At 72.5% G+C, this 24,736-nt stretch carries 25 protein-coding genes; 6 read left to right on the top strand and 19 right to left on the bottom strand.

Annotated features, from left to right (window positions below; all coding sequences use genetic code 11):
* Nucleotides 1-25: 25 nt before the first annotated feature.
* A complete protein-coding gene (hutC, locus tag FK530_RS13590; protein WP_146487556.1) occupies nt 26-775 on the top strand; it encodes a histidine utilization transcriptional repressor HutC in 750 nt (249 codons plus the stop codon).
* 3 nt (nt 776-778) lie between these two features.
* On the opposite strand, the gene FK530_RS13585 is transcribed toward hutC, so the two are convergent.
* The 3 genes from FK530_RS13585 to FK530_RS13575 are packed head-to-tail and all read right to left on the bottom strand — an operon-like array spanning nt 779 to nt 4,587.
* Nucleotides 779-1,555, bottom strand: coding sequence for an IclR family transcriptional regulator (locus FK530_RS13585; RefSeq protein ID WP_146487555.1), 777 nt, complete (start codon nt 1,553-1,555; stop codon nt 779-781).
* Nucleotides 1,556-1,565: 10 nt separating this feature from the next.
* Entirely contained in the window at nt 1,566-3,668 is a 2,103-nt protein-coding gene (gene ligA / locus FK530_RS13580; protein ID WP_146487554.1) for an NAD-dependent DNA ligase LigA, read from the bottom strand.
* Between the two features lie 55 nt (nt 3,669-3,723).
* Nucleotides 3,724-4,587, bottom strand: a complete 864-nt coding sequence (locus tag FK530_RS13575) for a TIGR03619 family F420-dependent LLM class oxidoreductase (RefSeq protein WP_146487553.1) — start codon at nt 4,585-4,587, stop codon at nt 3,724-3,726.
* A gap of 60 nt (nt 4,588-4,647) precedes the next feature.
* On the opposite strand from FK530_RS13575, the gene FK530_RS13570 reads away from it, so the two are divergent.
* Nucleotides 4,648-5,058 (top strand): MmcQ/YjbR family DNA-binding protein, encoded by a 411-nt coding sequence (locus tag FK530_RS13570; RefSeq protein ID WP_146487552.1) that lies wholly within the window; start codon nt 4,648-4,650, stop codon nt 5,056-5,058.
* 9 nt (nt 5,059-5,067) lie between these two features.
* Here FK530_RS13570 and abmR read toward each other — a convergent pair whose 3' ends face one another.
* The 10 genes from abmR to FK530_RS13520 all read right to left on the bottom strand — a co-directional run bounded on the left by abmR (nt 5,068) and on the right by FK530_RS13520 (nt 13,834).
* A complete protein-coding gene (gene abmR, locus FK530_RS13565; RefSeq protein WP_146487551.1) occupies nt 5,068-5,589 on the bottom strand; it encodes an ATP-binding transcription factor AbmR in 522 nt (173 codons plus the stop codon).
* A 91-nt stretch (nt 5,590-5,680) separates the two neighbouring features.
* Nucleotides 5,681-6,061 carry a hypothetical protein gene (locus FK530_RS13560; RefSeq protein WP_146487550.1) on the bottom strand — a complete coding sequence of 127 codons (381 nt, stop codon included), beginning with the start codon at nt 6,059-6,061 and terminating at the stop codon, nt 5,681-5,683.
* A gap of 26 nt (nt 6,062-6,087) precedes the next feature.
* On the bottom strand, nt 6,088-7,416 hold the full coding sequence (locus FK530_RS13555) for an ammonium transporter (RefSeq protein ID WP_146487549.1): 1,329 nt from the start codon (nt 7,414-7,416) through the stop codon (nt 6,088-6,090).
* A gap of 17 nt (nt 7,417-7,433) precedes the next feature.
* Nucleotides 7,434-8,447, bottom strand: coding sequence for a uroporphyrinogen decarboxylase/cobalamine-independent methonine synthase family protein (locus FK530_RS13550; RefSeq protein ID WP_146487548.1), 1,014 nt, complete (start codon nt 8,445-8,447; stop codon nt 7,434-7,436).
* Nucleotides 8,440-9,534, bottom strand: a complete 1,095-nt coding sequence (mnmA, locus tag FK530_RS13545; RefSeq protein WP_146487547.1) for a tRNA 2-thiouridine(34) synthase MnmA — start codon at nt 9,532-9,534, stop codon at nt 8,440-8,442. The genes FK530_RS13550 and mnmA overlap by 8 nt, the downstream gene beginning before the upstream one ends.
* On the bottom strand, nt 9,534-10,739 hold the full coding sequence (locus tag FK530_RS13540; RefSeq protein WP_146487546.1) for a cysteine desulfurase family protein: 1,206 nt from the start codon (nt 10,737-10,739) through the stop codon (nt 9,534-9,536). The genes mnmA and FK530_RS13540 overlap by 1 nt, the downstream gene beginning before the upstream one ends.
* Nucleotides 10,740-10,804: 65 nt before the next feature.
* Entirely contained in the window at nt 10,805-11,677 is an 873-nt protein-coding gene (locus FK530_RS13535; protein ID WP_146487545.1) for a lysophospholipid acyltransferase family protein, read from the bottom strand.
* Nucleotides 11,678-11,679: 2 nt separating this feature from the next.
* Complete coding sequence (locus tag FK530_RS13530) at nt 11,680-12,471, bottom strand: GNAT family N-acetyltransferase (protein ID WP_146487544.1); 792 nt, start codon at nt 12,469-12,471, stop codon at nt 11,680-11,682.
* Nucleotides 12,472-12,583: 112 nt separating this feature from the next.
* Nucleotides 12,584-13,402, bottom strand: coding sequence for an NUDIX hydrolase (locus tag FK530_RS13525; RefSeq protein ID WP_146487543.1), 819 nt, complete (start codon nt 13,400-13,402; stop codon nt 12,584-12,586).
* 66 nt (nt 13,403-13,468) lie between these two features.
* Nucleotides 13,469-13,834: a hypothetical protein gene (locus FK530_RS13520; RefSeq protein WP_146487542.1), complete on the bottom strand. Its 366-nt coding sequence runs from the start codon at nt 13,832-13,834 to the stop codon at nt 13,469-13,471.
* Between the two features lie 95 nt (nt 13,835-13,929).
* Between FK530_RS13520 and FK530_RS13515 the strand changes: the two genes are divergently transcribed.
* Nucleotides 13,930-14,364, top strand: coding sequence for a MarR family winged helix-turn-helix transcriptional regulator (locus FK530_RS13515; protein ID WP_158645097.1), 435 nt, complete (start codon nt 13,930-13,932; stop codon nt 14,362-14,364).
* Here FK530_RS13515 and FK530_RS13510 read toward each other — a convergent pair.
* Nucleotides 14,361-14,954 carry a TetR/AcrR family transcriptional regulator gene (locus FK530_RS13510; RefSeq protein ID WP_146487540.1) on the bottom strand — a complete coding sequence of 198 codons (594 nt, stop codon included), beginning with the start codon at nt 14,952-14,954 and terminating at the stop codon, nt 14,361-14,363. The genes FK530_RS13515 and FK530_RS13510 overlap by 4 nt on opposite strands.
* 80 nt (nt 14,955-15,034) lie before the next feature.
* Here FK530_RS13510 and FK530_RS13505 point away from each other — a divergent pair, with 80 nt between their 5' ends.
* The gene (locus tag FK530_RS13505; protein ID WP_146487539.1) at nt 15,035-16,348 is read left to right on the top strand and encodes an oxygenase MpaB family protein; all 1,314 of its coding nucleotides are present in this window, start codon (nt 15,035-15,037) and stop codon (nt 16,346-16,348) included.
* Here the strand turns inward: FK530_RS13505 and FK530_RS13500 are convergent.
* Nucleotides 16,333-17,754: an MFS transporter gene (locus FK530_RS13500; RefSeq protein WP_205124206.1), complete on the bottom strand. Its 1,422-nt coding sequence runs from the start codon at nt 17,752-17,754 to the stop codon at nt 16,333-16,335. The genes FK530_RS13505 and FK530_RS13500 overlap by 16 nt on opposite strands.
* A gap of 146 nt (nt 17,755-17,900) precedes the next feature.
* Nucleotides 17,901-18,392: an HXXEE domain-containing protein gene (locus FK530_RS13495; protein ID WP_146487538.1), complete on the bottom strand. Its 492-nt coding sequence runs from the start codon at nt 18,390-18,392 to the stop codon at nt 17,901-17,903.
* A gap of 22 nt (nt 18,393-18,414) precedes the next feature.
* Between FK530_RS13495 and FK530_RS13490 the strand changes: the two genes are divergently transcribed.
* Entirely contained in the window at nt 18,415-18,990 is a 576-nt protein-coding gene (locus FK530_RS13490) for a TetR/AcrR family transcriptional regulator (protein WP_146487537.1), read from the top strand.
* Here FK530_RS13490 and FK530_RS13485 read toward each other — a convergent pair.
* From FK530_RS13485 to FK530_RS13475, 3 genes are all read right to left on the bottom strand, one after another.
* Nucleotides 18,985-20,442 carry a catalase gene (locus FK530_RS13485; RefSeq protein ID WP_146487536.1) on the bottom strand — a complete coding sequence of 486 codons (1,458 nt, stop codon included), beginning with the start codon at nt 20,440-20,442 and terminating at the stop codon, nt 18,985-18,987. The genes FK530_RS13490 and FK530_RS13485 overlap by 6 nt on opposite strands.
* Before the next feature lie 123 nt (nt 20,443-20,565).
* A complete protein-coding gene (locus FK530_RS13480) occupies nt 20,566-21,768 on the bottom strand; it encodes a DUF418 domain-containing protein (RefSeq protein WP_146487535.1) in 1,203 nt (400 codons plus the stop codon).
* A gap of 65 nt (nt 21,769-21,833) precedes the next feature.
* Nucleotides 21,834-23,459: a multicopper oxidase family protein gene (locus FK530_RS13475; protein WP_146487534.1), complete on the bottom strand. Its 1,626-nt coding sequence runs from the start codon at nt 23,457-23,459 to the stop codon at nt 21,834-21,836.
* Nucleotides 23,460-23,619: 160 nt separating this feature from the next.
* Between FK530_RS13475 and FK530_RS13470 the strand changes: the two genes are divergently transcribed.
* Nucleotides 23,620-24,735 carry a sensor histidine kinase gene (locus FK530_RS13470; RefSeq protein ID WP_158645096.1) on the top strand — a complete coding sequence of 372 codons (1,116 nt, stop codon included), beginning with the start codon at nt 23,620-23,622 and terminating at the stop codon, nt 24,733-24,735.
* The last annotated feature ends 1 nt before the right edge of the window (nt 24,736 follow it).

The following is a 24,736-nucleotide window of genomic DNA, read 5'->3' as shown; positions in this document are numbered from 1 at the left end:
GTGTGCTCAGCGAGGAGGTTCGACGGTGACGATTGCGGACACGGAGGTCGCGTCGCTCTACCGTGCGCGGCGGCTCCCGGGCCCCGCCTACCGCCGGCTCAAGGAACTCGTCGTCGAGCAGATCGCCAGCGGGCGCTGGACCGAAGGGCAACAGCTCCCGGCGGAGACCCAGCTCGCGAATTCACTCGGCCTGTCCCGGATGACGGTCAACCGCGCACTCCGCGAGCTCACGGCCGAGGGACTGGTGGTGCGCACCGCCGGTGTCGGCTCCTTCGTGGCGAAGCCGAAGGCCAGTTCCGCACTGTTCGAGGTGCACTCCATCGCCGACGAGGTGGCCGCGCGCGGCCATCGACATCGGGCCGAGGTCCTCACCCTCACCGCGGAATCCGCCGATACGCGCGCGGCGGCGGGCCTCGACGTGCCCGAGGGCGCGGCGGTCTTCCACTCGGTGCTCGTGCACTACGAGGACGACCGGGCGATCCAGCTCGAGGACCGGCTGGTGGTCGCGGCGGAGGTCCCCGACTACCTCCGCCAGGACTTCACGCGCCGCACCCCGCACGACTACCTCATGGAGATCGCACCGCTGATGCGCGGCGAGCACGTCGTCGAGGCGGTCACGCCGACCGCCGAGCAACGCCGCCTGCTGCAGCTCGGCGACCACGAGGCCGGCCTGATGATCCGCCGCCGCACCTGGTCCCGCGACCGTGTCGTCTCGGTGGCCCGGCTCCTGCACCCCGGAACGCGGTACCGGCTCGAGGGCGTCTTCGACGCGTAGCGCCTACTCCGGCGCGCGGCCCGAGATGCGCGAGGTGAGCCGGGCCGCACCGTCGCGCAGGATCTGCCCGACGGTCCCGGGCTCGGGCAGGGCGAGGTGCCGTCGCCACGTGGTCGACAGCGCCGCGACGGGGCGCCCCCCGTGGTCGAAGACCGCGGCGCCCACCGAGCGCAGTCCCACGGTGACGTCCTCGACCTCATCGGCCCAGCCGCGCTCGCGGGTCTCGGCGAGGAGCCTGCGCAGCTCGGCGAGCGTACGAGGGCCGCGGCCGGTGCGGCTCACCAGCGCCGACGATCGGGTGTACAGGGCGGCGACCTGCGCCTCCGGCAGGGCGGCGAGGATCGCGCGGCCGTTCGCGGTGAGGTGCGCCGGCAGGCGAACCCCCACGTCGGTGATGAGCGAGACCTCGGCCGCCGGTCCCGACGACGGTCGTTCCTTGAGCAGGTACAGCGTCTCGTTGCCGTGCAGTACGCCGAGATGCACCGCCTGCCCCAGCTGGATAGCCAGCCGATGCAGGATCGGCTGTGCGAGGCGTTCCAGCGGGGCGTGACGCAGGTACGCCGAACCGATCTCGAAGGCCGTGACGCCGAGGCCGTAACCCTGATGCTCGGGCAGGTGCACGACGAAGCCGCGGTCCTGCAGGACCGTCAGGATGTGGTAGACCGACGACCGCGGAAGGTTGAGCTCCCGCGCCAGCACCGCCGCAGACACCGGTCCCGGTTTCCCGGCCAGAAGCAGCAGGATGTCCAGGGCGCGACCCACCGCGGGTGAGGCGCTCATACCTCCGCGCTCATTCCGCCGCCGGCTCGCCCGACTCCTCGGCCCCGGACGGGCGCACCGCGTCCGGCCCCTCCGTCAGCAGCGTCGTGAAACCGTCCTCGTCGAGGATCGGCACGCCCAGCTGCTCCGCCTTGTCGGCCTTGGAACCCGGCGCGTCGCCGATCACGACGAAGGCCGTCTTCTTGGAGACGCTTCCCGCGGCCTTGCCGCCGCGGACCAGGATCGCCTCCTTCGCCTCGTCCCGGGAGTAGTTCTGCAGGGATCCGGTGACCACGATGGACAGCCCCTCGAGGGTGCGCTGCACCGACGCGTCCCGCGCGTCCTCGAGCCGCACGCCGGCCGCCCGCCACTTCTCGACGATCTCCCGGTGCCAGTCGACGGTGAACCAGTCGATGACCGCCTCGGCGATCGTGCGGCCCACGCCGTCGACCTCGGCGAGGCGATCGACGTCGGCCTCGGCGATCGCGTCGAGGCTGCCGAACTCCTGCGCGAGCGCCCGCGCCGCCGACGGCCCGACGTGCCGGATCGACAGCCCGACGAGCACCCGCCACAGCGGCTTGTCCTTGGCCACCTGCAGATTCGCGAGAAGCCGCTGCGCATTCGCCGAGAGACCGCCACCGTCGTTGGTGAACAGTGGGACCTGGAGCAGGTTCTCCTCGGTGAGGCCGAAGACGTCGCCCTCGTTGTGCAGCACCGGTGAGGCGGTGAGCGCCGACGCCGCCTCGTAGCCCAGCCCCTCGATGTCGAAACAGGTGCGACCCGCCAGGTAGAACAGCCGCTCACGGAGTTGTGCAGGGCAGGTCTCCGTGTTGGGGCAGCGGATGTCGGCGTCGCCCTCCTTCGACGGAGCGAGGGTCGCCCCGCACTCCGGGCACGTGACGGGCATGACGAAGGGCCGCTCGGTACCGTCCCGCAGGTCGACGACGGGCCCGAGCACCTCGGGGATCACGTCTCCGGCCTTGCGGATGGTCACCGTGTCTCCGATCAGGACGCCCTTGCGCTCCACCTCGGAGGCGTTGTGCAGCGTGGCGAACTCGACGGTGGAACCGGCGACGGTGACCGGCGCCATGTAGGCGTACGGCGTGACCCGCCCGGTGCGGCCCACGTTGACCCGGACGTCGAGGAGCTTGGTGGTCACCTCCTCCGGCGGATACTTGTAGGCGATCGCCCAGCGGGGTGCGCGGGAGGTGGCGCCGAGGCGGCGCTGCAGCGCGATCTCGTCGACCTTGACGACGAGTCCGTCGATCTCGTGCTCGGGATCGTGGCGGTGTTCGCCCCAGTAGAAGACGCGGTCGACCACCGCATCCGCGCCGCTGACCTGCTTGGTGTACTCCGACACGGGCAGGCCCCACGCCGCGAGGGCGCGATAGGCGTCGTGCAGCGAGGACGGCGACCACTCGCCCCGGATCCGCCCCAGGCCGTGGCAGATCATGCCCAGCTTGCGCCGCGAGGTGATCTGCGGGTTCTTCTGGCGCAGGGAACCCGCTGCGGAGTTGCGCGGATTCGCGAAGGGCGGCTTGCCCTCCGCCACCAACCCGGCGTTGAGCTCCTCGAAGTCGGCGAGCCGGAAGAAGACCTCGCCGCGCACCTCGAGCACCTCGGGGATCGGGAACTCGTCCGACGGGGTCAGCACGTGCGGCACGTCCCGCAGGGTGCGGGCGTTGAGCGTGACGTCCTCGCCGGTGCGGCCGTCGCCGCGGGTGGCGCCGCGCACCAGGGCACCGTTCTCGTAGACGAGGTTCAGCGCCACACCGTCGATCTTGAGCTCGGTGAGGAAGACGACCTCGCCACCGACGTCCTTCTGGACCCGGGCGATCCAGTCGCGCAGCTCCCCCTCGTCGAAGACGTTGTCGAGGCTCATCATCCGCTCAAGGTGATCGACCGCGGTGAACTCCGTGGAGAAGCCGCCGCCCACGAGCTTGGTGGGCGAGTCCGCGACCGCGAGCTCCGGGAAGGCCTCCTCCAGCTCCTGCAGCCGGCGCAGCAACGCGTCGAACTCCCCGTCGGAGAGCACGGGCGCGTCCTGCACGTAGTACCGGAACTGGTGCCCGCGCACCTCCTCCGCGAGTTCCTGCCACGCGCGGCGGTCGTCCTCGGTCAGCTCCTTCGACATGCGCCTCAGATTAGTCGCAGCCACTGACGAGTCGTGGCGGCCACGCGCGAGCGGATCAGACCGGCTCCGCGGCGACGGCCTCGGAGAGGCGCGCCAGGTGCGCCGCCGCAGCGGCCTCGTCGGAATCGACCGCGGGGTACAGCACGTCGGTGACGCCCGCCCCGCCCCAGCGGGCCAACCGATCCCTGTCCGGCCGGCCGTCGAGCGCGACGATCCGCGGAGCGCCCGCGCGACCGTGCTCCCGCCAGACCTCGGCCAGCCGGCGCGCCGCGTCGGTGATCCCCCGATCCTGCGGGGTCGTGATCCAGCCGTCCGCGTTCTTCGCGATCCAGGTGAAGTTCTTCTCGGTGGCGCCGGCGCCGACCAGGACCGGCACCGCGCCGGGCGGCTTCGGCCACGCCCAACTGGGGCCGAAGGAGACGAACTCGCCCTCGTACTGCGCCTCCTCGTCGCGCCACAGCGCGCGCATGGCCTCGAGATACTCGCGCAGCATCGTGCGGCGACGGCCGGCGGGGACGTTGTGATCGGCGAGCTCGTCGAGGTTCCACCCGAAGCCGACGCCCAGGGTCACGCGGCCGCCGGACAGGTGGTCGACGGTGGCGATGGTCTTGGCGAGCGTGATCGGATCGGCCTGGACCGGCAGCGCCACCGCAGTCGCGAGCTCGATCCGCTCGGTGACCGCGGCCGCCGCCGCGAGGGTGGTCCAGGGGTCCAGGGTGCGCAGGTACCGCTCGTCGGGGAGCTCCGCCGTGCCGGTCCCGGGGTGCGCCGCGTCCCGGCGGGTGGGGATGTGGCCGTGCTCGGGGACGAAGTACGAGGCGAAGCCCGCCGCCTCGATCAGCGGCGCGAGCCGCTGCGGCGGCAGGCCGCGGTCGGAGGTGAACTGGACGATGCCGGTGCGGGGGCGCTGATCACTCACCCTCGCAGTAGAACATGTTCCATCGACGGCCGTGGGCGATCCGCCCTAAGGTCTGCAGGCATGCCCCATCCGATCATGTTCTCCGACGACGATCCGGTGCTCGCGCGGGTGCGGGAGATCGCGCTGGCCTTCCCCGAGGCCACCGAGAAGATCGCTCACGGCCGGCCGACCTTCCGCTGCGGCAAGATGTTCGCGACCTACGGCGGCGGCACCAAGAAGACGGAAACCAGGCCGCACGAGCAGCGCAACACGAGCGTGCTGTTCATCGTCGACCCCGCCGAGCGCACCGCGCTCGAACAGGACGAGCGGTTCTACCTGCCGGCGTACATGGCCTCCGCCGGCTGGCTCGGGCTCGACCTCACGATCGGCACCGTCGACTGGGACGAGGTGACGGAGCTGCTCGACGCGAGCTACCGGCAGATCGCGCCGAAGCGCGCGATCGCGGCGCTCGACGCGGGCCCGCGGGACTGAGCCGGCAACTCAGAGCCCCGGGCCCTGCTCCCGCAGGTCGTCGACGTCCTTCAGTGCCTGCCGCAACTGCTCGAGCCAGTCGTCGGTGTGCTCGCCGACCAGGCGCACGCACCACGCGAGGGCGTCCGCGCGCGAGCGGGCGACGCCCGCGTCGACCAGCGTGTCCAGGACCAGCCGCTCGGGCTGGCGCAGCCGGGTCATCACCGGGATCGCCTGGTGCGTGTAGAGGATCTGCTCGCCACCCGCGACCACGCCCCACGACACGCGGCGCCGATAACGCTCCTGCGCCTCGTCCGCGATCCGCATCCGCTGCTCCCGGGTCTCCTCCCGGAACCGGGCAGCGCGCCCCTCGCCCTGCGCAGCCGATTCCTCGCCGCCGGACGGCAGCACCCCGACCACCACGATCTCCTCGCGGTCGACCGTCACGGTCGGCGGACCGTCGAACCACCCGTCCGGGAGCCGGCCGGCGAACCAGTCGCTCGCGTCCTTCGCGTCCGGCACCTCGGCGCGCGGACCTCGTCCTGCCATCATGGGAGACCTCCTCGGTCGGTCGTGATTACTTGATTACATGATTACTCCGGACGCGAGGAGATGACGAGGAATATCGCTGAGAGCGGACCGCCTACCGGCGCGTGAGGGTGATCGAGGGCAGCCGCAGCTCGTCGCCCTGCAGGGTCGCGGTCTCGCTCGACCCACGGCGATCCCGGAGCAGCACCTGGTCGCCGTTGACGGTGTACGTGCCGCCGTAGGCGTTGACCTGCCCACGGAGGTCCTCCTCCCAGGTCCCATCGGCAGCGAGCCGCACGACCCAGTCGCCGTTCGCGTACGTGCCGGGCACGTGGGTGGGGATCGCGGCGGCCGACTGCGCGGGCGCCGAGGTGGAGGCGGACGTGGGGGCAGGGGTGGAGGCCGCGTCCGAGCCCGAGTTCGACGAGCAGCCCGCGAGCGCGCCCGCGGCGACCAGTGCGACGACGAGCGAGGAGAAGCGTGAGGATCCGGTCATAGCGGAACAATACCTTTGCCGTCGCATCAGCGGCCGGGTTCGAGCCGCCCGCCCCGCACCACGTGGAAGTCGTACGCGGACTCCGCGTGGAGGCCGTCGTCGAGGCCGTCGGCCTCGTGCTGCGGGTCGGCCCGCAGCCCGATCGTCGCCTTGAGCGCCAGGCCGATGATCAGCGTGACCACCATCGCGTAGCCGAGCACCACGATCACGGCGACGGCCTGACGCCACAGCTGATCGAGCCCGCCGCCGTAGAGCAGGCCGTCGCGCCCGGCAGGAGCGGCGGCGCTGCCGACCAGGCCGATCATCAGCATGCCCACGATGCCGCTGACCAGGTGAACGCCGACCACGTCGAGCGAGTCGTCGTAGCGCCAGCGGTACTTGAGTTCGATCGCGTAGGAACTGATCGCCCCCGCCGCGGCGCCCACAGCGAGCGCGCCGATCGGTGTCACGGCGGAGCACGACGGGGTGATCGCCACCAGGCCCGCGACCACGCCGGAGGCCGCACCGAACGACGTGGGCTTGCCGTGCCGCACCTTCTCGACCACGAGCCAGGAGACCATCGACACCGCGCCGGCGCCCAGCGTGTTCACGACGATCAGCGCGGCGGAGCCGTTGGCGGCCAACGTCGAACCGGCGTTGAAGCCGAACCATCCGAACCAGAGCAGCCCGGCGCCGAGCATCACGAAGGGCAGGTTGTGGGGGCGCATGGGGTCGCGCGGCCAGCCGGCACGGCGACCGAGCAGCAGCGCCATGACGAGGGCCGAGGCGCCGGAGTTGATCTCCACCGCGGTGCCACCGGCGAAGTCGATCGCCCTGAGGTGTTCGACGATCCATCCGCCGTGCTCCGCGGTGAGGCCGGGCACCGAGAACACCCAGTGCGCGACCGGGAAGTAGACGAGCGTCGCCCACAGGCCGGCGAAGACCAGCCACGAGACGAACCGCATGCGGTCGGCGACGGCGCCGGCGATGAGGGCGACCGTGACCATCGCAAAGCCCGCCTGGAAGGCGACGAAGAGCAGCGCCGGCACCTGCCCGACGAGCGGCACCGCGCCCGCATCGGAGCCGTCGGCGCCGAAGGACCCGAGCAGGCCGCGCAGGCCCGCGAAGGTGGTCGGATCTCCCACGACACCGCCGTGGTCGGGGCCGAAGGTCATGGAGTAGCCGAAGGCCACCCACAGCAGCCACACCACGGGGATCGCGGTGAGGCACATCATCATCATGTTGAGCACGCTCTTGCTGCGGACCATGCCGCCGTAGAACAGGGCGAGGCCGGGCGTCATCAACAGCACGAGCGCGAACGCGGCGAGCAGCCAGGCGGTGTCTGCACCATCGACTGCCCCGGTGGTCGGGAACATCGCCGAAGTGTAGCGGGCTAGACCGCTGACACCTCCGTCAAGACCGCACGAATCTCCTTGCAGGCGTCGAGAATCGGGCGAATTCCGGGCGAACCGGGCGAACCGCACACGGGGGTGACGGTGGCGCGCGCGAGAGAGCGGCGCGGCAGCCCCACCTCGTCGTACAGCCGCAGCGCGGGGGCCGCGAGGTCTCCGGCCGAACGGCGGCGCGGCGCCGGAGCCACGGGGGCGAGGCCCAGCCCTACCACGGTGCGCGACTCGGCGAGCTCACCGAAGCCCTCGTAGTCGGCCGCGGTGAGCCGGGTCGCGTCGAGCAGCGCACCGTCGACGGGGACGCGCCGCACGACGTCCCAGTCGACGGGGCCGCAGAGGTGCAGGAGTACCGGGACGCCCGCGTCGTGCAGGGCTTCGACCACCGAGGCGAGCAGTTCGGCGGCCTCCGGCGCCGGGACGGCGCGGATCGGGTCCAGCTTGGTCAGGGCCGGCACGGTGCCGTGGACGACCGACCACAGCGACGGCTCGTCGAGCTGCAGCACGACGTCGGCGCCGAGCCGTCGCCGCAGGTCGGCGACGTGCCGGCGCAGCCCCTCCGCGAGCGAGGCGGCGACGTCACGCATCGCCCCGCGGTCGCGGGCCACACGGTGGCCGGTCGGCAGCTCCAGCCCGGCCGCGAGGGTCAACGGGCCCGCGACCTGCGTCTTGACCAGGCCCGCTCCACGCCGCCGTGCGACCTCGTAGGCCTCCTCGAAGGCGTCGAGGTCCCGCTCCAGGTAGTCGGCGGTGAGCCGCGCGACGCGACCGTCGGGGACCCCGATCCGGTAGCCGGTGGTGGAGACGTCGAGCCCGATGTCGACGAGGAGCCCGGCGCCGCGTCCGATCATGTCGGCGCCGACGCCCCGGCTCGGGAGCTCGGGCAGGAAGGGCACCTCCAGCTCGCCCACCACGGTCGCGGCCGCCTCCCGCGGGTCCGTGCCGGGCACCGAGCCGATCCCCGTCACTCCCCCGACCAGCGGCGCGAGGGGATCAGACATGCGCGGCGTGCGCGGTCGAGCGGATCGTGCCCGAGCCGAGCACCAGGTCGCCGCGCTCGGCGTCCGGCGCGTACAGCACCGCGGCCTGCCCGGGTGCGACGCCGCGGAGCGGCGAGGCGAGGTCCAGCACCAGGCGGTCACCGTCCGAATGCACCGTCACGGGCGCCAGGCCGCCGTGCGCGCGGACCTGCACCATCGCTTCGACGGGGCCGGCGGGCGCGGCACCGGAGGTCCAGACGGCACCGTCGGCGACGATGCGGGTGACGTCGAGGCGCTCGCTGCGACCGACCGTGACCTCGCCGGAGGCCGCGTCGATCGCGGTGACGTAGCGGGGCTCGCCGTCGCGGGCCGGCCCCGGCAGGCCGAGGCCCTTGCGTTGGCCGATCGTGAACTCGTGGACGCCTGCGTGCTCACCGAGCCGCTCGCCGGTCTCGCCGTCGACGACGGCGCCGGGACGCACGCCGATCCGGGCGCCGAGGAAGGCCTGGGTGTCGCCGGACGGGATGAAGCAGATGTCGTGGCTGTCGGGCTTGTCGGCGAGGGCGAGGCCGCGGCGGGCGGCCTCCTCGCGGATCTGCGGCTTGGGAGTGTCGCCCACGGGGAACAACGCCCGGGAGAGCTGCTCGGCGGTGAGCACGGCGAGCACGTAGGACTGGTCCTTGTCGGCGTCGACGGCGCGGCGCAGCTCGCCGCCGTCCAGGCGCGCGTAGTGACCGGTGGCGACCGCGTCGAAGCCCAGCGCGTAGGCGCGCTCGGCGAGCGCGGAGAACTTGATCTTCTCGTTGCAGCGCAGGCACGGGTTCGGGGTCTCCCCCGCCGCGTACGCGGCGACGAAGTCGTCGATCACGTCCTCGCGGAAGCGGTCGGCGAAGTCCCAGACGTAGAACGGGATGCCGAGCACGTCGGCCGCGCGGCGGGCGTCGCCGGCATCCTCCTTGGAGCAGCAGCCGCGCGAGCCCGTGCGCAGGGTGCCGGGGGCCTCGGACAGCGCGAGGTGCACGCCGACCACGTCGTGTCCGGCCTCGACGGCTCGCGCCGCGGCGACCGCGGAATCCACGCCGCCGCTCATCGCGGCCAGGACGCGCATCAGCCCGCCGCCGTGAAGCTGAGGCCCGCCGCGCGGGCGCGGTCGACGACCTGGCCGAGTGCGTCGAGCACCGCGTCGACATCGGCCTCGGTGGTCTCGGGGCCGAAGGAGAATCGCAGCGAGCCGCGCGCGACAGCGGGGTCGGCGCCCATGGCCTCGAGCACGTGACTGACCCGCGCGACGCCGGCGCTGCACGCGGAACCGGTAGCGCACTCGATGCCGCGGGCGTCGAGCAGCATGAGGAGGGAGTCCCCCTCGCACCCGGCGAAGGAGACGTGGGCGATGCCCGGCAGCGCGGGGACGCCGTGCGCGGCGCCGCCGTTGATCACCGCGCCCTCGAAGCCGCGAACGCCCGCGATGAGGCGGTCCCGCAGCGCGGCCCGGCGCGGCGACTCCTCGTCCATCCGGTCGATCGCGACCGTCAGCGCAGCCGCCATACCGGCGGCGCCGGCGACGTTGGGTGTGCCGGAGCGCAGGTCGCGCTCGTGCCCGCCACCGTGTGCGAGCGGCACCAGGGCGACGTTCCGGCCGATGAGCATGGCGCCCACGCCCTGCGGCCCGCCGAACTTGTGCGCGGCGTTGGTGAGTACCGCGAGGCCGCTGGCGTCGAAGTCGATGGGCACGTGCCCCGTGGCCTGGGTCGCGTCGGAGTGCATCGGCACGCCGTCCCGTGCGCACTCCGCGGCCAGTTCGGCGATCGGCTGCAGCGTGCCGACCTCGTTGTTGGCCCACATCACGCTGACCAGCGCGACGGTGCCGGATGCCTCGTCGAGCGCGGTGCGCAGGTCGGCGGGGTCGACCAGGCCGCGATGGTCGACGGGCAGCAGCCGCACGACCGCCCCCTCGTGCTCGCCGAGCCACTGGCACGCGTCGAGCACGGCGTGGTGCTCGATCGCGGAGGCGATCACGGTGACGGCGGCGGGGTTCTCGGCGCGGCGAGCCCAGTACAGGCCCTTCACGGCGAGGTTCACGGCTTCCGTGCCGCCGCCGGTGAAGACGACCTCGGAGGGACGGGCGCCCAGCTCACGGGCGATGGACTCGCGCGACTCCTCGAGGATGCGGCGGGCCCGCCGGCCCGAGCCGTGCTGCGAGGAGGCGTTGCCCGGCCGCGCCGACGCCTGCGCCATCGCCGCCAGCGCTTCGGGCACCATCGGGGTGTCCGCGGCGTGGTCGAGGTAGACGGGGTTCTCGCGGTCGGGAGTCATCGCGTCCCAAGAATACGCGCGACGGCACGCATCGCCGATATCGGAGGTGCCGCTCGGGTGCGCGGTCAGGCCGCGAGCGGGACGGAGGCAGCGGGGTCGAGGAACGCCGCATCGGCGAAGACCGCCGCCTCGGCCCGTGCGGCCAGCGCGCCGCGGCCCGCCGTCACCCACTGGCCGGCGTCGAGCACCTCGGTGGCGTGGACGCGCACCGCCACGCCCCGCGCCGCGATCACGCGGGCGAGCGTGCTGATCTCGGTGTCGGATCCGACGTACGCGGCGACGGTGCTCTGCCGCGCGCCGCGCGCCGGGCCGGGCAGGCGCACCGAGTAGCGCAGCGAGACGGGCACGACGTCCGCGCGGGCGTCGATCGCGGCCTGGAAGAAGGCGGGCCGGAAGTCGCCCCGGTGGACGCCGCAGTAGGTGGTGCCCTCGGGGAAGAGCGCGACGGTGCGTCCTCGCCGGAGCAGGTCCGCGACGTGGTCGACGGTGACGGGGAGCTCGCTCAGGCGCTCGCGGCGCAACGGGATCGCGCCGAAGGTGCGCATCAGCACGGCGATCGGGCGGACGTCGAAGATGTCGGCCTTGGCGACGAAGGCGGAGGGCGCGATCGAGGCGATGGCGACGATGTCGAGGAGCGACTGGTGATTCGCCACCACGAGGGAGCGCAGTGGCACGTTGCCCACCGGTTCGACGCGCATGCCGACCGAGAACAGCATCGCCCGCGCGCCGCCGCGGATGACGATGCGGCGGGCGGTCGCGCCGCACGGATAGGCGACGGCGAGTGCCAGCAGCCCCGTCAGCAGCACCGTGACCAGCGCGGCCCAGCGAACAGCGCGGAGCCACGCCGCGGTCTCCTGCGGCTCGTCGGCGGAACAGGCCCCGTCGCACGGGGAGACCTGCTGCCAGGGGTGCCGGGCCAGTTCCGCGACGGGGATCATGACTAGAGGCTTCCCGCCGCCTGCTGCAGCCGTTCGAGGTAGCGCACGTTGAACCTGGTGCGGTCGATGATCATCGGGAAGTCCGCGACGTCGAAGACCGGGTCGAAGCTCGGCGCGCCCAGGATCTCCGCGTTCATCCGGAGGTAGCCGGTGACGAGCGGCGGGAAGGTCCGGCGCGACGCGGGCTCCGCCGTGATCTCCTCGACGGCGTTGCGCGGCGTCACGATCCACTGCGCGCGGTGCTTGGCGTCGACCAGTTCGCGGACGGCGCGGACCGTCGCGCCGCGGCCGTAGCCGTCGTACTGCATCGGGACGCTGACGGCGCCCATGGCGTAGCGGATGCCGCGGAGATCGCTGTAGGCGAGGAGACCCGCCCACATGAGGCAGAGGACGCCGCCGGTCCGGTGATCGGCGCGCACGCACGCGCGGCCCATCTCCAGCGTCTCCGGGCGGATGTGGTCAAGGGCGCCGAGCTCGAACTCGGTCGCGAGGTACAGGCCGCCGGCGGCGATCGCGCCCGGGGGCGGGAGGATCCGGTAACAGCCGACGATCGCGTCGCTGGGCTTGTGCCGGATCACGAGGTGGTCGCAGAACTCGTCGAAGCGGTCGGCGTCGCGGCCGTCGACGACATCCGCCATCGACGCCTCGAAGCCCGGCTCCGAGCCGAAGACCTCGTAGCGCAACCTCTGGACCGTGTCGATGTCGTCCGTGCGGGTGGTGAGCACGACCTCGTACTCGGCTCCGTCGATCAGCGTCTCTGCGGCCGGGCTCCGGCCGGTGACCAGTGTTGCCATGCGCTCACAGTGGGCGCGCCAGGCGACGGGTCGGTGAACCACGACCGCGCGGGTCGGTGAACCCTTGCCGAACGAGGGTGAATAGCGGGCTACACCCGGGTGCCGGGCGGCGTCAGAGCGTGGGGCGCGGGATGTTCGGCGGCATCGAGGCGACGTACTCCGCGGCCTCGGCGAACCGCAGCGAGTCGATCGCGCCGCCGAGCGGCAGCTCGGGCTCAACGGGTTCGATCGCCCGCTCGGCCGACAACAGCTCGGCGACGGTGCCGTGGCCGGCCACGGCGCGCAGCTGGGACCAGGTGGGCGGCAGGAGGAAGCAGCGTCCCGCCGACCAGTCCGCGAGCGCCTGCGCGGCGGTCCGCCATCCGGCCTCCTCGACCTCGCTGGTGCGGTCGTCGGCCTGCTGCCCCTCCGGCAACGCCGCGAGGAAGAAGCGGGTGTCGTAGCGCCGCTTCTCGTTCTTCGGGGTGATCCAGTGTGCGAGCGGACGCAGCAGGTCGGCGCGCAGCACGAGACGCTCCTCGCGGAGGAACTGGGCGAGCGACAGTTCCTTGGCCTCGAGCCGGGCACGCGCGGGCGCGAGGGACGCCACATCGGGTGCGCCGCCGTCGGCCGCGGAGACGAGGAGGACGCCGCACTCCTCGAAGGTCTCGCGCACCGCGGCGCAGACGAGTTGGCGCGCGTCGCGCTCGCCGGCCCCGAACCGCTCCGCCCACCAGGTCGCCTCGGGTCCCTGCCACGCGAGGTCCGCCTCGCCGTCGCGGGGGTCGACCCCGCCGCCCGGGAAGACGGTCATGCCGCCGGCGAAGGCCATCTGCTGCACCCGGCGCTGCAGGAAGACCTCGATCCCGTCCGCGCCGTCGCGGACCAGCACGACGGTGGCAGCGTCCTTGGGTACCGGCGGCGCCACGGGAGTTTCGGTGTTCGAAGACATTCGCTCACCGTATCCGAACGATCCTCGCCGATGTCCGGTTCGGGGAGCCCCACGCTCCCCCGCCGGTCAGCCGAGCCCCAGCGCCCTGCTCACGGCGATCGCACCGTCGTCGACCGCGCGCACCAGGGCGGCGATCTCGGCCCGCGCCGCCTCGTCCGGCGAGGCGCCGGCGGCCGCGCTCGCGAGCCGCCGCACGGCGCGCCGGAACGGACGCTCGAAGCCGCCGCCGTAGGCGTCCAGCGGCGCCGCGCCGTCGAGAGGCGGCTGCCCCGCGCCGAGGGCCGCACCCAGGGCCGACGCGCGGGCGGTCAGCTGGTCGGTCAGGTCGCCGACGGTGCGGTCGCCCACGGGTGTCGCCAGGTCCGCCTCCGCCGCCTCCGAGAGCACGGCCGCGTACTCCCCCGCGGCGCGATCCAGGTCCGATGTGTCCATGAAGCCCCCAGTAGGTTCGAAGAATCGATGATGGCGTCCACCGTGCACCATCGTAGACGATATTGATGCACCGCGGTAGATTATCTGGAGGGATCATGCCCACCGAGGACTTCCCGGCCGAGCCGGACCTGGCAGAAGCGCTCGGCGTCCTGGGACGCCGGCTGCTGACACTGGAGGAGCCGATCCTCCGCGACGCCGGGGTGTCGATGTGGGAGTACGCGATCCTCACCACGCTGCTGCGCGGCGGAGCCGTCTCGCAGGTCGAGCTGTCGCGGCGGACCGGGCGCGACACCACCCGCCTCGGCAAGCACCTGGCGGAGTTGGAGTCCCGCGGCCTCATCGCACGGGAGCAGGCCGACGACGCGCGGCGCCGCATCGTCGCCGCCACCGCCGACGGCGCGGACGTCCAACAGCGTGCGAAGCAGGAGATCCGCGCCGCCGAGGACGCCCTCCTCGCCGCGCGCCTGTCGGACGAGGAGGCGGCGACGCTGCGCCGGCTGCTCGCGCGCCTTCTACCGGATCAGCCCTAGGGATCGCGCGGCGCGGACCCCTCGGGGGGCGGAGCGAAGGTACGCAGGCGACGGATGAGCCCGGTGAGCCGCTCGACCGTCGCGTTCTCCGGGTCCGTCAGGCGCAGGCACAGCAGTTCCCGCGCGGTGGCGTGCACGACGCGCGCGAGGTACTCGGGATCCTCGACTCCCGGGAAGGTGGTGCGCAGACTGAGCTCCATGAACGCCACGACCGCATCCCGCGATTCGGCGAGGCGCTCGTGCAGCGCCGGCGGCGCCCCCTCGGGCGGGATCAGGAAGAGCCGCCAGCCCGCCGGATTCTCATCGATCGCGCGCACCGCCCCCTCGAAGGCCGAGACGAACGGATCGTTGCCGGAATCCGGCGCCACCTCCGCCACCGCGCGCAGGTACTGCTCGCCGATGCGATCGGCCTCGCGGTCGATGAGGGCCACGAACAACCCTGCCAGGTCGCCGAACTGCTGATAGAGCACCGTCCGGGTGACGCCGGCGGTGTCGGCGATGCGCTTGGGCGTCGCCCCGTGGAAGCCCTCGGCGGCCACGATCCCGTGCGCCACGTCGAGGATCTGTGCGCGCCGTTCGGTGGCGCTCATGCGAGTTCTCGTCATTCCCTTGACAGCGTAACTTACACCCTGTCATCGTCGTACTTACAGGATGAAAGTCAGGCGTGTCCATGGCGCAGCACTACCCACTCCTCGCCGAGCGCGTGCGATCACAGGCCGACCTGCAGCCCGACCTGTACGGCGGCGTCGACTTCGACCGCGCGCCGTACCGGCACACCGCCGATCCCACTGTCGAGTCCACGCTGCGCCCGCGCGTCGGACGGCGCTCGGCCACCCTCGACGACGAGCGCATCGTGGAACTGATCGCGACCACAACCCTCCTCGGCGACGTCGTGGCCGATCCCTACGCCGCGCTGGAGCCGCGCTTCGGCACGAAGACACTGGTCGCGATGCTGCGCACGGCCTGCCGCGAGGGCGTCGACGCCGTGCCGGACGCGCCGGACGAATTGCGCGCCTTCCTCGCCGCGATGGAGGAGACCCCCACCTGGGTCGACAGGGAGCTCGTCGAGGAGGGCGCCCGGCTCGCGCGGGTCGGGTCGGCACTGACCTCACCGTTCATCACCCGCGGGGTGTTCCTCGCGACCTTCCTCAACACCTACGCCGCCCTGCCCATGGCCCTCACCGGCGCCCTCTCCGGCACACGCGCCGCGCGGCGGATCAACGAGACCGCGCACTTCTTCGCGGTGACCACGCTTCCCGGCGCACTCGGGCGCTTCCGCGAGGGCTTCGAGGCCGCCGCGATGGTGCGCCTCATGCACTCGATGGTCCGGTTCCACGCGCTGACACGCCCCGGCGCCTGGGACCGCGAGACCTACGGCATCCCCATCCCCCAGGTCGACCAGATGCCGGCCGGCACCATCGGCAGCTACCTCCTGGCGGTCCGCGCGCGGAAGGAGAAGCGCGACTTCGACGCCCATGAGCGCGCGATCGTCGAATTCAACCGCTACCGCTGTTTCCTCCTCGGCCTTCCCGAGGAGCTGTTGCCGACCACGCCGAAGGGCATCGTCCAGGTCTTCCACGGCCGGGCCGCCCTGCTCCGCGACGACTTCGACGACGAGACCTGCGGAGCCCTCGTCCGCTCGTCCATGGAGGCCTACCTGCGGCCGGACCGCCGCCCCGTCGACGAGGCGGCCAGCCGGGTCGAGAAGGCCTGGAGCAAGACCTCGTTCGCGGTCGCCTTCTGCGACGGCCGGCCGTCGAAGGCCGCCCGGATGGGAGTGGACTTCACCCCCGTCGACGTCGCACTCGTCGCCCTCACCGCGCCGTTCATCGGTGGCCGCACGGTCGCCGCCGAGATCGGGGTGCGGATCCCGTTCGTGCGCGACGGCGTCGATCTGTACCTGACGAGACTCATCCGCAGGCGCCTCGTCTCCTACGGGCACCCCGAGTTCGTCTCCGACGGTGCCGACTACGCGAGGGCCTGACCGGCACCGGGCGGATTCCGCACGGTGGCGAAGGCGACCGCACCACCGATCGCGCACAGCGCGGCGGAGACGAGCATCGCCCGGCCGAAGCCGTCCTCGAGCGACGGCCCGCTCGGGTCCGCGATCCCCACGGCGAGCGGAAGGACGGCGACGGCGAGCAGGCTCGCGAATCGGGAGATCGCGTTGTTCGCACCCGACGCGGCGCCGACGTACTCCGCCGGCACCGCGGCGAGCACCGTCGCGGTGAGCGGCGCGACCGTCATCGCCATGCCGAGCCCGAAGACGAGGATCCCCGGGAGGACCCCGCCCCAGTAGGTCACGCCGGGCACGACCCGGACCAGGAGCGCGAGGCCGGCCCCGGCCACCAGGGGCCCCGCCGTCATCAGCGCCCGGGGCCCGGTCCGCTGCGCCAGAGCGCCCATCCGGCCGGAGAGGACGAGCATGACGGCCGTGAACGGCACGAAGGCCATCCCGGCCTGCAGGGCGCTGTAGCCCAGGTTCGCCTGCAGGTGCAGCGACAGCAGGAACAGTGCCCCACCGAGCCCGGTGTACACGGCGAGGGTCACGACGTTCGTCCCGCTGAACCGGGCCGACCGGAACAGTCGCAACGGAACGAGCGGATCGGCGGCGCGGTGCTCGATGAAGGGGAACGCCACGACGGCGAGCACCCCGACGACGAGCGCCCCCACGACGGTGGGTGTCCAGCCCCGCACCGGACCTTCGATCAGCGCGAAGGTGACCCCGCCGAGGCCGATCGTCACCCCGGCGGCGCCGGCCACGTCGAGCGGCCCGCGCACGCGCGCGTCCCGGATCCGCGGGACGTGGCGGACGGTGAGGAGCAACGCGACCGCCGCCAGTGGGACGTTGATCAAGAAGACCCACCGCCAGGAGGCGGCATCGACCAGCCAGCCCCCGACGAACGGCCCGATCGCGGAGGACACGCCGCTGAGCCCCGCCCACAGCCCGATCGCCCGCCCACGATCCTCCACCGCGATGACCGTCTCGATCATCGCCAGGCTGCTCGGCACGAGCAGCGCACCACCGATGCCCTGCACCACCCGCGCCAGGATCAACACCTCGCCGGTGGGGGCGAGGCCGCATCCGATGGAGGCGACGGTGAAGACCACGAGGCCGACCAGGAAGACGAGCCGGCGGTCGTACCGATCTCCGAGCGCGCCACCGAGCAGGAGCAGGGCACTCAGGGTGAGAAGGTATCCGTCGAGCACCCACTGCAGCACCGACAGCCCGCCGCCGAGGTCCCTGCCGATCGCGGGGAGGGCGACGGTGACGACCGATCCGTCGAGGAAGGCGACACCCGACCCCAGCGCGGCGGCGGCGATCAGCCACCGACCCGAGGCCGACGCCAGCGACAGGCGCGGATCCGCCCTGCCGTCGCCGGTCGTCACCGCGCACCCGGCGTCGGCGGTTCACGATGCCCGGCGGCGATCATCTGCGCTCCTCGAGGGTCGACCGCGACCGTCTGCCCACGGTTGCGTCCATCGTAGGTCCGGGCGCGGTCCCGAGCGGCGCCGAGCGGCGACGGGCCCGGGGGTCAGGTCGCGCGGCCCTGCACGCCGCGCCGCACCAGCGCGGCCACACCGTAGGACCCGGCGACCCCTCCGACGAACAGCGCGGCGGCGCCGGGCAGCAGCCCGGCGGCGGGCCGGCGCACGCCGGCGTGCGCGAGCCGCGTCGACGCCCACCACCAGAAGGGGAGCACCGCGATCGGCGTCGTGGCGACACCGGGGGCGTAGCCACCGAACCGAGCCGCGAGTGCGAGGTGCGAGAAGCCGTGGAGCCCGTAGGCGAGAAGCGCGGTCTGGTAGACCGCGGACCGGCCTCCGGTGCGTGCTCCGTCGAGCGCCGCAACCCCGACGACGGCGCCCATGACGGTGATCGCGGTGCGCGCCAGCGCGTCCGAGACCGGGAGGCCGCGGGCCCGCGCCCACGGGCCGATCGTGCACCACTCCTCCGCGTCGTGCGCCGCCCATGCGAAGAGCAGACCCGCCGTCGCCGCCACCGGCACTCCATTACGTTCCGTCATGTAACGAAACTATACTGTCCGCATGCCGACGTCCAGCCCCGGAAGGCCGCGCAGTGCCGCCGCCGAACGCGCCATCGTCGATGCCGTCCTGGCCGAGCTCGAAGCCGTCGGCTACCAGGGCCTCACGATCGAATCCGTCGCCCGGCGCGCGGGAGTCGGCCGGCCCACCGTCTACCGGCGGTGGCCGGACCGGGACGCGCTGGTGGTCGGCGCCCTGACCGCGACGGTGCCGCCGCTGACCGCACCGTCGACCGGCGACCCCGTCGCCGACCTGCGCGCTCTGGTGACCCGGTTCGTCGACGGGATCGCGCGCTCCCCCGCCGCCCGGACCGTGTTGGCGGTCCACGCGGCGGGGGCGCACCGTCCCGAGCTGCGGGCCGCACTGCACGAGCACTACCTCGCGCCGCGCGCCGACGCGCTCGCCGAGACGATCGAGCGCGCCCGCGGCGCCGGGGCGATCCGCGCAGGCGTGACCGAGGAACAGGTGCGGGACCTGCTCATCGGCCCGGCGGTCTACCGGTGGCTCGTCGTCGGTGAGGTTCCCGATCCCACCGAGCTCGACGGTCTGCTCGACCTCGCGCTCACCGCTCTGTCATGACGCCTGTGCGTCTCGGACGGCACGTTCGATGCGCTCACCGATCCCCGCGTCGATCCGCTTCCAGTAGTCGAAGGCACGCTCCAGCACGGGCTCGCTGACCCCGTCGAGGAGATGGCCGGAGACGTTCGACACCAGGCGATCCCGCTGCGCGTCGTCGAGGACCTCGCGCACGAGCGTTCCCGGCTGCGACCAGTCGTCGTCCTCGCGGTGCGCCACGTATGCGGCGCGCACGATCTCGCCCTGCGCCGCCCACTGCGGCTCCGGCTGCCCCGGGTAGTCGGCGGCCGGGCCGCCCTTCGAGTTGGGCGCGTAGACGGGGTCACGGACCGGATCGATCCGCATCGCCCCGTCCTTGGAGTAGCTGCGCACCTCGTTGCGCGGGCGGTTCACGGGGATCTGCTTGTAGTTCGCACCGAGCCGTGCGCGGTGCGCGTCCGCGTAGGCGAAGACGCGGCCGAGCAGCATCCGATCCGGACTCAGGCCGATGCCCGGTACCAGGTTGCTGGGCTCGAAGGCGGCCTGCTCGATCTGCGAGTGGTTGTCGGTCGGGTTGGTGTGCAGCGTCATCCGCCCCACCTCGCGCAGCGGGTAGTCGGCGTGGGGCCAGACCTTGGTGAGGTCGAACGGATTGAACCGGTAGTCGGCCGCCTCGTCGAAGGGCATCAACTGCACCTTCAGCGTCCAGCTCGGGTGTTCGTCGCGCGCGATCGCATCGAAGAGGTCGCGCACGTGGAAGTCACCGTCCGCACCGGCGAGCCGGTCCGCCTCGTCCTGTGTCAGCGTCTCGACGCCCTGGTCGGAGAGGAAGTGGTACTTCACCCAGTGCTTGACGCCGTCCGAGTTCACCCACAGGTAGGTGTGCGAGCCGTAGCCGTTCATGTGCCGCCACGACTTCGGGATCCCGCGGTCGCCCATGAGCCAGGTCACCTGATGCGCCGACTCGGGCGACAGCGTCCAGAAGTCCCACTGCATGTCGTGATCGCGGAGGTTGTTGTCGGCGCGCCGCTTCTGCGAGCGGATGAAGTGCTGGAACTTGAGCGGGTCCTTGATGAAGAACACCGGGGTGTTGTTCCCGACGAGGTCGTACACCCCCTCGGTGGTGTAGAACTTCAGCGCGAAGCCGCGGGGATCGCGCCACGTGTCGGGGCTCCCACGCTCCCCCGCCACCGTCGAGAAGCGCGCCACCATCTCCGTTTTCGTCTCCGGGGCGAAGACGGCCGCGCAGGTGAACTCCGAGACGTCGGCCGTGGTCTCGAAGGTCCCGAAGGCACCGCTGCCCTTGGCGTGGGGCTGGCGCTCGGGGATCCGTTCGCGGTTGAACTGCGCCATCTGCTCGATGAGGTAGTGATCGTGCAGGACGATGGGCCCGGCGTCACCGACGGTCAGCGAGTGCTCGTCGCTGCCGGCCGGTGCACCGGAGTCGGACGTGGTGTAGTTCGGGTTCTCGGACAAGGTTCGACACCTCCGCGTATTTGATTGTCGTTCAGGGCTGTTCACACCCGTCGGGCTGAACGACGGGCGGAAACGCGGTGCGGTTCCCACCGTACCCGCGTTCCGCCGGCGGCGCCGGGCCCGTCAGGACCTGGCCTCGAGGCGGCCCGGGAGGCGCCGCATGACCTCCTCCAACGGACCCGTCGGGCGATGGCGGAACCACGCCGTTGCGAAGCCGAAGGCGCCCACCGTGAACGCGAGCCACATCGCGGTGCCGCGCCAGTCCGTCTCGAGCCACGCCTGCTGGCGCGAGTCCTGCACCGTGTGCAGCAGCACGAAGACCGCGACGATGTGAAGGCAGTACAGCGACAGCGACATCCGGCCGACTCGTGCCACCGGGGCGAGCAGGCGCGGAGCACGTGCACCCAGAAGCAGGCATGCCCCGATCAGCGCGAGCGCGAATCCGATGTTGCCGATGACCTCGAACTGCGTACCGGAGTGCGGCTGCGCACCGACGAACCGGTAGGCATCGCTCCACACCCAGTGCCAGGCGTCGCGCTCGGCATCTCCTGCGGCGGGCATCCCACCCGCGCTGATCACGCCGCCGAAGCCGTCGAAGACCGTTCCGGTGGCGGACGAGAGGACCCATGCCGTCGGGTACGCGAGGAGCATCGCGGCACCGAGGCCGATCAAGCGGGTCGCGGTCGCGCGACGGTCGAGCGCGAGCCGTCCCACCGCGATGCCGGCGACGAGATAGGCGATCCAGATCAGCACCGGGTAGTTCCCGGTGGCGAGGAGCTTCGCGAACTCGGTGCCGGGGTCCCCGAACCGGGTGATCAGTGCCACCACAACGGCGTTCACGAGCGGTCCGAGCAGCGCAGCGGCCGCAGCGGTCCGGAGCAGGGCCCGGTCGCTCAGGGAGAACAGCGGGAGCGCGAGCCAGAACAGCACGGCGTAGGTCGCCAGGATGATCGAGATGTGCACGCCGAGGGTGACGAGCACGCCGCCGACGAAGAACAGGAAGACGCCGCGGTAGACGATCTCCCGGCGTCGGGTGGCCAGGGCATCACCCGCGCGGCCGCGGGTCATCAAGCCGAGGCCGAGGCCGGAGAGCAGGACGAAGAGCGCGGAGGAGCGCCCGACGACGATGCCGTCCCAGGTGGACGGTGCGAGGAGGACGAACTCCTGCTTGCGTCCGACGTGGGCGTAGAACATGCCGATCACGGCGAGCGCGCGGGCGAGGTCGAGGCCGATCATCCGCGGCGCGGGCCCGCGCCGGGCCGGAGTTCGCCCGGCAGCGGCGGTCTCCGCCGCGCCGCGGGTCGAGGCGGTCGTGCTGGTGGTCATGGTGTGTCACTTCCTGCGGGTGCGTGCGGCGCCCGCTCGGGGAACTGTCGAGGGAGAGGAGGACGTCAGTGGCCGCGGTGGGCCGGCGCGGACGCGGGGGCCGACGAGGGGGCGGAGGAATCGTCGCCAGAGGGTGTACCGGGCATCGCCATCCCGGGCATACCGGCCATGTCGAGGCGGGTGGGCGCGGTCTGCCCTCTGCCCGCGACGACGAACTGGCCCATCATGCCGCGGTCCTCGTGGTAGAGCAGGTGGCAGTGGTACATGTACGGCATCGTCAGGTCGGTGTGGTCCGTGAATCGCATGGCCAGCGAGCAGGCCTGGCCGGGCGCGAGGTAGACGGTGTCCTTCCACCCGCGCAGGTGCGCGGGCGGGGTCCGACCGTCCAGTGCGACCACCTGGAACTGCACGTCGTGGACGTGGAAGTTGTGGGGCCAGTTGTCCTTGTTGCGCACCGCCCACACCTCGGTGGTGTCGACCACGGGCGCGAAATCGATGCGGCTCATGTCCATCCGCTCGCCGTTGATCATGTACCACTGCAGGTCGAAGGACCGCGACGGCGCGGTCGCAGCTGCGGCGAGCGGCGTGATCGCCCCGAGGTCCCGCGGCACGGCGCCGGCACCGGCGTCCAGCGCCTCGGCGCCGACCAGTTCGAGGACGTCGAGGGTGTCCTCCTGCCCGTACTCGCGCGCCGTCTCGCCGGAGATCCTGCCGCGCTGCGTGACCGGGTACGAGCGCAGCATCGTGCGCTCGCCGGCTGCGACGCGCACGACGATCTCGGCGCGCTCACCCGGACTGAGCAGCAGGCGATCGACGGACAGGGGCGCGGCGAGAAGACCACCGTCGGAGGCGATCATCTCGAATCGGCGGCCGTCGGCGAAGCCGAACTCGAAGCAGCGCGCGGAGGCGCCGTTGAGCAGCCGCAGGCGCATCCGGTCGCGGCGCGCGAGGAGGCTCGCCCCGGCGATGCCGTTGGTGATCACGGTGGGGCCGATCAGGCCGGTCTCGCCCTCCCCGCTCTCGTCGAGCGCACCATCGGGCAGGAACTTCCGGTCCTGCACCACGACGGGGACGTCGTCGACGCCGTACTCGGACGGCAGGCCGAAAGCGTCCTGCGCGTCGTCGTCGAGGAGGAAGAAGCCGTCGAGCCCGCGGTAGACGTGCTTCTCGGTCACCCCGTGCGGATGCGGGTGGTACCAGAGCGTCGCGGCCCGCTGCCGCACCGTCCATTCCGCCGTCCAGGTGCCGCCCGGCTCGACCATCTGGTGCGGGCCTCCGTCGGCGCGGGCGGGGACGTGCATGCCGTGCCAGTGCACGCTGGTCGCCTCGGTGAGCCCGTTGCGCACCCTCACCGCGACCTTCTCCCCGTCGCGGGCACGCAACGTGGGGCCGAGCACGTCGCCGTTGTAGCCCCAGGTCGCGCTGCGGCGACCCGCGACGATCTCGGACGATCCCGCCGTGGCCGCGAGGTCGAACCGGCGGACCCCGTCGGCGCCGACGACGGACCGGGCGAGCGGCGGGATCGGCAGCGCACGACGGCCGCCCGGAAGCGCGGGGGCCGATGCGGGCGCGCCGGGGCGGCACCCGGTGAGGGCGGCCCCGGCGAACGGGGCGGCGGCGAGGACGGTCAGGAAGGTGCGGCGCGTGGTACCGGCGACGGCGCGCGGCCGCTCGGCGATGTCGGTGATCATGTCCTCAACCCTCGTCGGCGGCACGCCCCGAGAACTCCGCCCTTCGGACCGGGTTTCGGCGATCCGGACTAGCCGGGAGGGGGTTGACAATCCCCTATGCAACCGCTATGTGCGCAGGTCACGGCTGTCGGGGCGCCCGTCGGTGCCGTACGGTGCTGCCATGTCACGCACCAGCTGGACCGTCGGCGTGCGGGTCGCTCCCCTCGTGGTGGTGCCCGTCCTGCTCGCCGTGAGCGTGTATCCCGGGCGCTTCCACGCATCGCCCGGGTACATCGCCGGATCGATGCTCGCCGCGCTGCTCTTCGCCCTCGGCGGTCGCGCGCCGTTCGCCGTCTCGATCGCACTGTCGGTGCTCTGCGGGTGGTTGCTGTCGGTGGAGGCCTGGGGGCCCGCGGGCCTGGTCCCCTACCTCGCAGCGCTCGCCCTCGCCGAACTCGCGGCGTCACAGCGCCCGCGCTGGCAGGTCGCCTCGGCGACCGTGGTGTGGGCGGCGTGCTACATCACGGGATCGGTGCTCGACAACGAGCAGCACACCCTGATCCGCGTGCTGGCCGAGACCATCAGCTTCGTCGGATTGCCGGTGGTCGGTGGGCTGTACATGCGCGAGCGGTTCGCCCAGGCGGAACGGGAGCGGCGCGAGCTGGAACGCGACGCGCTGCACGCCCGGCGGGACGAGCGCGCGGCGCTGGCGCGGGAACTGCACGACCTGATGGCGCACCACATGTCGGCCATCTCGCTGCGCGTGGGTGTGGCCCGTACCGTCTACGCGGGCATCGATCCCGGCCTCGACGAGGTCCTCTCGGACATCCACGAGACGGCGACGGACTCCCTCGCCGACATCCGGCGTCTGCTCGCCGCGATGCGCGAGCGGGACCCGGTGCAGGACCGGACGATCGACGACGCCGAGAGCGAGATCCGGCGCGCGGTGGAGCGCACCGTCGACGCCGGCTTCGCGGTGGACGCGCGGATCGACCTGGGCGGCGCACCGCCGGCCGCGATCGATGCGCTGACCCTTGTACGAGTGGTCCAGGAGGCCCTCACCAACGTCATGAAGCACGCGCCCCGGGGCTCCGCGGTCACCGTGGACGTGCGCCGAGCCGACGGGGCATGGGAGGCAACGGTGTCCAGCCCGCTCCCCGCGCACGCCGCACGCGGGCACGGCTACGGTCTCACCGGGATGGCCGAACGCGCCGAACTCGCGGGCGGCCGGATCGCGGCGGGCCCGCAGGGCGACCGGTGGGTCGTCGCGCTGTCGGTACCGACGCGGGACGAGTAGC

Source organism: Tsukamurella conjunctivitidis, from assembly GCF_007858475.1.
GTDB lineage: Bacteria > Actinomycetota > Actinomycetes > Mycobacteriales > Mycobacteriaceae > Tsukamurella > Tsukamurella conjunctivitidis.
The sequence above is the reverse complement of the archived record's forward strand: the minus strand, read 5'-3'. Positions and strand labels throughout refer to the sequence as shown.

Bases quoted from the DNA above. Each gene is read 5' to 3' on its own strand.
- FK530_RS13585 (WP_146487555.1), bottom strand. From the start codon at position 1,555: ATGAGCGCCTCACCCGCGGTGGGTCGCGCCCTGGACATCCTGCTGCTT.
- ligA (WP_146487554.1), bottom strand. From the start codon at position 3,668: ATGTCGAAGGAGCTGACCGAGGACGACCGCCGCGCGTGGCAGGAACTC.
- FK530_RS13570 (WP_146487552.1), top strand. From the start codon at position 4,648: ATGCCCCATCCGATCATGTTCTCCGACGACGATCCGGTGCTCGCGCGG.
- abmR (WP_146487551.1), bottom strand. From the start codon at position 5,589: ATGATGGCAGGACGAGGTCCGCGCGCCGAGGTGCCGGACGCGAAGGAC.
- FK530_RS13560 (WP_146487550.1), bottom strand. From the start codon at position 6,061: ATGACCGGATCCTCACGCTTCTCCTCGCTCGTCGTCGCACTGGTCGCC.
- FK530_RS13555 (WP_146487549.1), bottom strand. From the start codon at position 7,416: ATGTTCCCGACCACCGGGGCAGTCGATGGTGCAGACACCGCCTGGCTG.
- FK530_RS13550 (WP_146487548.1), bottom strand. From the start codon at position 8,447: ATGTCTGATCCCCTCGCGCCGCTGGTCGGGGGAGTGACGGGGATCGGC.
- mnmA (WP_146487547.1), bottom strand. From the start codon at position 9,534: ATGCGCGTCCTGGCCGCGATGAGCGGCGGCGTGGATTCCGCGGTCGCC.
- FK530_RS13540 (WP_146487546.1), bottom strand. From the start codon at position 10,739: ATGACTCCCGACCGCGAGAACCCCGTCTACCTCGACCACGCCGCGGAC.
- FK530_RS13535 (WP_146487545.1), bottom strand. From the start codon at position 11,677: ATGATCCCCGTCGCGGAACTGGCCCGGCACCCCTGGCAGCAGGTCTCC.
- FK530_RS13530 (WP_146487544.1), bottom strand. From the start codon at position 12,471: ATGGCAACACTGGTCACCGGCCGGAGCCCGGCCGCAGAGACGCTGATC.
- FK530_RS13525 (WP_146487543.1), bottom strand. From the start codon at position 13,402: ATGTCTTCGAACACCGAAACTCCCGTGGCGCCGCCGGTACCCAAGGAC.
- FK530_RS13520 (WP_146487542.1), bottom strand. From the start codon at position 13,834: ATGGACACATCGGACCTGGATCGCGCCGCGGGGGAGTACGCGGCCGTG.
- FK530_RS13515 (WP_158645097.1), top strand. From the start codon at position 13,930: ATGCCCACCGAGGACTTCCCGGCCGAGCCGGACCTGGCAGAAGCGCTC.
- FK530_RS13510 (WP_146487540.1), bottom strand. From the start codon at position 14,954: ATGAGCGCCACCGAACGGCGCGCACAGATCCTCGACGTGGCGCACGGG.
- FK530_RS13505 (WP_146487539.1), top strand. From the start codon at position 15,035: ATGGCGCAGCACTACCCACTCCTCGCCGAGCGCGTGCGATCACAGGCC.
- FK530_RS13495 (WP_146487538.1), bottom strand. From the start codon at position 18,392: ATGACGGAACGTAATGGAGTGCCGGTGGCGGCGACGGCGGGTCTGCTC.
- FK530_RS13490 (WP_146487537.1), top strand. From the start codon at position 18,415: ATGCCGACGTCCAGCCCCGGAAGGCCGCGCAGTGCCGCCGCCGAACGC.
- FK530_RS13480 (WP_146487535.1), bottom strand. From the start codon at position 21,768: ATGACCACCAGCACGACCGCCTCGACCCGCGGCGCGGCGGAGACCGCC.
- FK530_RS13475 (WP_146487534.1), bottom strand. From the start codon at position 23,459: ATGATCACCGACATCGCCGAGCGGCCGCGCGCCGTCGCCGGTACCACG.
- FK530_RS13470 (WP_158645096.1), top strand. From the start codon at position 23,620: ATGTCACGCACCAGCTGGACCGTCGGCGTGCGGGTCGCTCCCCTCGTG.